6 protein-coding genes are annotated in these 6,444 nt (G+C 72.4%); all 6 read right to left on the reverse strand.

Annotated features, from left to right (window positions below; translation table 11 throughout):
• Positions 1-9: 9 nt before the first annotated feature.
• Positions 10-816, reverse strand: coding sequence for a 4'-phosphopantetheinyl transferase family protein (locus ACFQVC_RS34690; RefSeq protein WP_381838175.1), 807 nt, complete (start codon positions 814-816; stop codon positions 10-12).
• Positions 813-1,310: an acyl carrier protein gene (locus ACFQVC_RS34695; RefSeq protein ID WP_381838177.1), complete on the reverse strand. Its 498-nt coding sequence runs from the start codon at positions 1,308-1,310 to the stop codon at positions 813-815. Before ACFQVC_RS34695 ends, ACFQVC_RS34690 begins: the two co-directional genes overlap by 4 nt.
• 93 nt (positions 1,311-1,403) lie before the next feature.
• On the reverse strand, positions 1,404-2,864 hold the full coding sequence (locus ACFQVC_RS34700) for an MFS transporter (protein ID WP_381838196.1): 1,461 nt from the start codon (positions 2,862-2,864) through the stop codon (positions 1,404-1,406).
• A 125-nt stretch (positions 2,865-2,989) separates the two neighbouring features.
• Positions 2,990-5,323 (reverse strand): SDR family oxidoreductase, encoded by a 2,334-nt coding sequence (locus tag ACFQVC_RS34705; RefSeq protein ID WP_381838178.1) that lies wholly within the window; start codon positions 5,321-5,323, stop codon positions 2,990-2,992.
• A gap of 4 nt (positions 5,324-5,327) precedes the next feature.
• On the reverse strand, positions 5,328-6,272 hold the full coding sequence (locus ACFQVC_RS34710; protein WP_381838180.1) for an aromatase/cyclase: 945 nt from the start codon (positions 6,270-6,272) through the stop codon (positions 5,328-5,330).
• 49 nt (positions 6,273-6,321) lie between these two features.
• Positions 6,322-6,444 (reverse strand): SDR family oxidoreductase (locus ACFQVC_RS34715; RefSeq protein WP_381828218.1); only part of this gene is annotated, 123 nt, incomplete at its 5' end.

Here is a 6,444-nt window from a genome sequence, read left to right on the forward strand (position 1 = left end):
ATGCGTGACTCACTCTCCTGACTGGGGTTCCTGGGCGATCCGTCCGATGACGACCCGGCGGTCCGCGTCCGCCGTGGCGCCGCGTTCCAGACGCAGCCGGCGCACCCTCGTGCGCTCGGGGGCGTCGCCGCGCACGGCCACGGCCGCGCGGTGACGGGTTCCGCAGGGGATGTCGAGGACGGTCCAGCCCTCGGGTCTGCGCCGTTCGTCGGCGCCGAGGTAGTCCGTCGCGGGGTGCCGTGACAGGCCTGTGCCCAGGGCCTTGAGATAGGCCTCTTTACGGGTCCACAGCTGGCCGAAGGCCTCACGGCGCTGCTCCGGCGGATGGCCGTCGAGCTCCGCGATCTCCTGCGGGTGCAGGGCGGGCACGCAGTGGTCGACCGTCTCGTCGCGCGGCAGCAGCTCCACGTCCACGCCGAGCACCGTCGAGGCCACCCCGATGACGGCCATGCCGTGACTGTGCCCGAGGGAGAAGTGCAGGCAGGGGTCGGGCGGGAACACACAGGGGCGGCCGTGCGGCTCTCCGCAGCCCGGACAGGGTTCACGCGTGAAGGACACCGCGCGCGGCTCGATGCCGAGGTAGCCGCCGAGCAGCCGGCGCAGGGCCAGGTGGGCGGCGGCGTAGGTGATGCCGTCGAGCGGCCGTACGAAGGAGGCCGCGCGTTCCCGTTCGGCGGGGCTGAGTTCGGGTGCCGCGAGGAGGCCGGGGGTGGCCTCGGGGGCGGGGCGCCGGATCAGCCAGATGTCGAGGTGGCCAGGAGGCGGCTGCCTGCTGCCGGGGCCCGCGTCCTCGCGTATCAGCAGGCTGCCGGTCATGGAGCACCGGTCTCTCCGGACGCGTGGCCGTGGCCGCGGGACGGGTTCTTGTGCGGGCTCTGCTCGGGGCCCAGCTGGCCGGCGAGGCAGTCGATCAGTTCGGCGGCGCTGTTGGCGCGCAGGAGCTGCTGCAGATTCACATCGACCCGCAGGACGTCCTCCATCCGGCGTTGCAGCTCCAGGCCGTTGATGGAGCCGATGCCGAGGCTGTTCATCGTGCAGCCCGCGGTGTCGATCTCGTCCGGCGGGACCCGCAGCACACGGGCGAGTTCGTGCCGCACATACGCGTCGATCATGTCGGTGCGCTCGGGCAGCCCGGCGGCGGCGAGTTCGCTGAGGCTCGGCGGGGCGGACTCGGCGGCCGCCGGGTCCCATTCGGGCGGGAGGTCGTCGAAGTCGCCGAAATCGCCGAAATCGTCGAAGTCGCCCAGGCCGTCGAGGTCGTCCAAGTCGTCCGACGCCTCGATGATCCAGTCTTCCGCTGCCTGGTCCATGGTCATAACCGTTCCTGAACGTCGTATCCGGTAGGGGGCGGCGCAGTGGTGCACGTTCTGGGTCCTGCGCCGCACCGGGAACGCGGGACGGGCTCAGGGGCGGCGCGTGCGCCGTCCGGTCAGGGCCACGAGCAGTCCGGCGGCCCCGACCGCGGCGACCAGGACGAGCGCCGGACGGCAGGCCCGGAGCGGGTCGGCTTGTGCGGCGGCGGCGGATGCGGGCAGCAGCGCGGCGACGGCGGCGAGCACCAGGGCGGCGCCCGTCTGGACCGCGGTCTGGTAGACGCCGCTGCCCGCCCCCCGTTCCGCGGGCGGGAGTTCGGCGGTGGCCCGGAGGTTCAGGGCCGCGAAGGAACACACGAAGGCCGCCCCGACCAGGAGGGTCGTCAGGAGCAGGTCCGATGCGTACTGCAGCGGCCAGGACTGGCGCAGCTGCAGCAGATATCCCACGAAGGCGAAGAGCGCACCGGCCGTGATCAGCCGGGTGGCGCCGTACCCCGCGACGAGCCGTCCCGAGTGCAGGGCGGTCACGGCGAGCGGGGCCGCGGCGGGCAGCAGGGCGAGGGCCGTGTGCAGCGGCGACCAGCCGCTCAGGACCTGGAGCTGGTAGGTGAGGGTGAACAGAAGGCCGAGGTAGGAGCCGTTGAGCGCGGCCGCGCCGAGGGCCGAGCGGACCATCGCCCCGCTGGTGAACACCCGGAAGTCGACGAGCGGTTCGGGTACCCGACGCTCGATCACCGTGAACGCCGCGAAGGCCGCCACGGCCAGGGCGAGCAGCCCCGTGGAGCGCGGGTCGGCCCAGCCGTGCGCCGGTAGGGAGACGATGCCCTGCACCAGGGCGGCCAGGCCCGCGGCGAAGGTCAGGGCGCCCGCGAAGTCGTAGCGCCGGGGCGCCGGCTGCTCCGCGGCCTGGCCTGCGCCCGGCGGTGCCGGCTCCGCGTCGGGGCCGGGGACCAGCCGTAGCCCGAGGGCGAACAGGACCAGGACCACCGGCGCGGGGAAGAAGAAGGTGAGCCGCCAGCTGATCTCGGTCAGCGCCCCCGACAGGAGCAGTCCCGCGGTGAATCCGCTGGCTCCGAACAGCGTGTAGACGGACAGGGCCCGCTGGCGCTGCGGCCCCGCGGGGAACGTGGTGGAGATGATGGCGAGCCCGGTGGGTGCGGTCAGTGCGGCGCAGAAGCCCTTCACGAACCGGGTGGCGACCAGCAGTACGGGGTCGGTGGCCAGGGCCGCGACCACGGAGGCGGCCGCGAAGACGAGCAGCGCCGTGAGATAGACACGGCGGCGGCCGAGCAGGGCCACGACTCTGGCGCCGAACAGCAGCAGCCCGCCGAAGCCGGCCGCGAATCCGGTCATCGCCCACTGGGCGGAGACCGGTGCGAGGCCGAGGTCCGCGGCGAGCGACGGCAGCGCCACGACCACCACGGACACTTCGAGGGCATCGATGAGCATATTGCCGGCGAGGACGGCGAGCAGTCCCCACAGGGGCAGACGCGACCGCCCGGCCCGCGCCGGGGCGACGGCGGGCGGCGGGGAGTACGGACTCTTCACGATCCTGCTCCAGTTGACGGGGCGCGTCCCGCGGAGGCGGGCTCCGCGGCGACGCGCCCTGGTGGCGGCAGCCGGCAGGCGCCCTGGTGGCGCCGGCCGGCGGCGCGCCCTGGTGGCGGCAGCCGCTCTCAGCCGAGGAGGGTGCCGCCGCTGGCGTCCACGAAGGAGCCGGTCACCCAGCGGGCGTCGTCGGAGGCGAGGAACGCCACGACGTCGGCGATGTCCTCCGGCTCGCCGACCCGGTTGAAGGTCGACAGGGCGGACATGTGCTTGACAGCCTCGGCGTTCTCGAAGACCGGGTTGCTGTTGCGGGTGATACCGGGCGCCACGCTGTTGATGGTGATGTTGCGGGGGCCGAGGAACTTGGCGTAGTGCAGCGCGAGCATCTCGACGGCGCCCTTGGTCATGGCGTACGCGATCTCGTCGGGGTTGGCGAACCGCGTCAGGCCGGAGGAGATGTTGATGATCCGGCCGCCGTCGGGGATGTTCTTGGACAGGGCCCGCTGGATGATGAAGAACGGGGCCTTGGCGTTGACGGCGAACAGCCGGTCGAACTGCACCGGCATGGTGTCCTGCGGCTGCACTCCCCCCATGATCCCGGCGTTGTTCACCAGGATGTCGAGCTGGGTGGAGCCGGTGCGTTCCTTGAGGCCCGTCTCCAGACCGAGGAAGAGGTCGTGGACGTCGCCGGTGGTCCCGAGATGGGCGCACACCTTGAAGGCGCGGCCGCCGTTCTTCTCGATGCCCTCGACGACGTCGCAGGCCTCGTCCTCGCTCTTCGAGTAGTGCACGCAGACCAGGGCTCCGTCGCTGGCGAGGCGCTCGGCTATCGCGCGGCCGATGCCCCTGCTCGCGCCGGTGACGAGCGCTGTCTTGCCGGTCAGTTGGCCCATGGTGAACCTCCCGGTCCTGTCGGTATGGGGTGCGATGGTGTGGGGTGCCCGCGGCCGGGGGTCGGGGCGGTGGTCGAGGCGGTGATCGAGGCGGGGGGCCCGGGGCGCGCACCAGCGGCCGATGGCCGCCGTCAGGCTCTGCTCGTCCTGTCCGGCCCAGGCCACATAGCCGTCGGGCCGCACCAGGAGGGCGGCCGCGTCCGTGGGCAGACCGCTCGCGGCGGCCTTCTCGGTGACGGCGACGGTCACGGTGTCGACCGTGTCCTGCCAGGGCGCGCAGGCCCGGCGCAGCCGCTCGGCCTGTCCGGGGTCGCCGGTGAGCAGCAGGAGTTGCGGGCGTGCCGAGCGCAGCAGGGCGAGGGTGCTGGTCGGGCCGGTGTCCGTGGCGACTTCGGCGTACGGCAGCCGGGCACCCTCCAGCGGGTGCCCGGTGCCGTAGCGGATGTCCAGGCCGCTGATCATGCCGGCGAGGTGACGGCGTACGTCCTCCTGGCCGATCAGTTCGGCGACGACGGTGCGCAGGCCTTCGACCTCGGGGCCGCCGAGCAGCAGCCGCGCCTGGGCCTGGATGTTGCTGAGGACGCGGCGGCCGACCGCGTGCCGTTCGTCGTGGTAGGTGTCGAGCAGCCCGTCGGGGGCGCGGTCCTGTACGGTCGCGGCCAGTTTCCAGCCGAGGTTGGCGGCATCCTGCAGGCCGAGGTTGAGGGCCTGTCCGCCGACCGGCAGCTGCTGGTGGGCGGCGTCGCCGGCGAGCAGTACCCGGCGGTCGCGGTAGCGGGTGACCTGCCGTGAGGCGTCGCCGAAGGAGTTGACCCACAGGGGCGTGCCGTGTGCGATGTCCTCGCCGGTGACACTCCGCCAGATCTCCACGACCTCGGCGAACTCCGGCGCGGTGGTGCGCTGTTGGGCGATGTGGTCGTAGGCGTGGACCATGACGCGGGTGACGCCGTCGGCGCGGCGGGCCGCGATCGCGAGACCGCCGGGCAGGCGCTGGAACCGCCGGTCGGGCACGTCGATGCCCGCGACGTCGGCCCGCAGCAGCTCGCGCTGTGCGGAGGTGCCGGGGAAGTCGAAGGACCCGAGGTCCCGCACGGTGCTCTTCTCGCCGTCACAGCCCACGACGTAGCGGGCGGTCATCCGCAGGGGGCCGTCGGGGCTCTCGGCCTCGACGGTCACATGGCCGGGGTGCTGTGTGAGCCCGCGGACCCGGTGACGGCGGAGCAGCCGGGCGCCGAGCCGCTGTGCCCAGGAGCCGAGCAGCTCCTCGGTGCGCACCTGCGGCACCTTCCACTGGCCCGGGTAGGGGCCTGGCAGGGTGAGGTCGAGCGGGATGCCGCCGAAGTGGCCGCGGGGCTCGTGCGGCGGTGTGCCGAGTTCGCCCAGGAGTCCGCGCTGGTCGAGCAGTTCCATGGTGCGTGCGTGCAGGGTGGACGCCCGGGACTCGTCGGTGGGCGTGGCCCGCTCTTCGAGTACGGTCACCTCGGCGCCGCCGAGCCGTAGTTCGGCGGCGAGCAGCAGCCCGACCGGTCCGGCGCCGACCACGATGACTTGCGTGTCGACGGCGGTCATGGCGTCAGGTCCGGGATTCGGCGTAGTCCTTGGCGTAGCCGAGGGTGGCGCAGCTGTTGGTGCTGAGCGCGTTCTTCACATACGCCTTGGCGTCCGCGACCGTGGCCTCGGGGCCGAGGATCTTGGCGATGTTCTCGGCGCGGATGACGACGGTGTGCTGCGACGAGGCCTCGACTCCCGCGCCGGTGTCCGTGAAGGTCCAGTAGCCGGTGTGCAGGTTCATCAGGGCCGGCAGCGTGGTCTGCTTGTACGCGATCTTCTGGTACGGCAGGCAGACGCGGTAGGACGCGGTGGTGTGCACGGAGCCGTCCTTGGCGCGGGTGTCCATCTCCAGGGTCTGCAGGCCGGGGACGTCCTCGGTCAGGCGCACGGTCGCCACGTGCGGCAGCCGCTCGGACCACAGGTCGGCCTCGTTGACGAAGTCGTAGACGTCCTTGACGGAGCCGTCGACGTGCACGGTGTCCTCGAAGGAGAACGTCAGCTCCTCGGAGGCGGTGGCGAGTTCGACGTTGGTCTTGAGGGCGTCGAGCTCGGCGTTCGAGTTGCGGTCCACGGCCTCGTCGATCCAGCGCAGGCTCACCGGGTCGTCCCCGACGGCCCGGTAGTCGTGCAGGAGGCGCACCCGGCACTCGGTGCCGGACAACGGCTCGACGATCCAGCTGCCGCCCATCGCCGCCACCGGCGGCGCGGAGACCTGCTGCCGGAATTCGATCCGCAGCTCTTCGGGGTGCAGGGTGCGGCGCGAAGTCCACTGCTTGGCCTCGCCGTTGGCGGTGGCCCAGATCTGGATGACCTCGTCGCCGCCGTCGCGCTCGACGTGGTCGACGTAGATGGTCGGGGGGAAGATCCGCGGCCAGTTCCGGACGTCGGCGATCAGCCGGTAGACGGCTTCGGCCGATGCGTCGACCGTGATGAAGTGCTCCACCTCGCGCACCTCGGTGTTGGGCATGAGGGTTCTCCTTGACATCGCTGGGGGCGGCTGAAGTGCCGCGTACGGCTCAGAAGTTGCCGAGGCCGCCGCAGACGTTGAGCGCCTGCGCGGTGATGGACGCGGCGGTGTCGGACGCCAGGTAGCCGACCAGGCCGGCCACTTCCTCGGGGGTCGAGTAGCGGCCGAGCGG

This window comes from Streptomyces monticola (assembly GCF_042665355.1).
Lineage (GTDB): Bacteria > Actinomycetota > Actinomycetes > Streptomycetales > Streptomycetaceae > Streptomyces > Streptomyces monticola.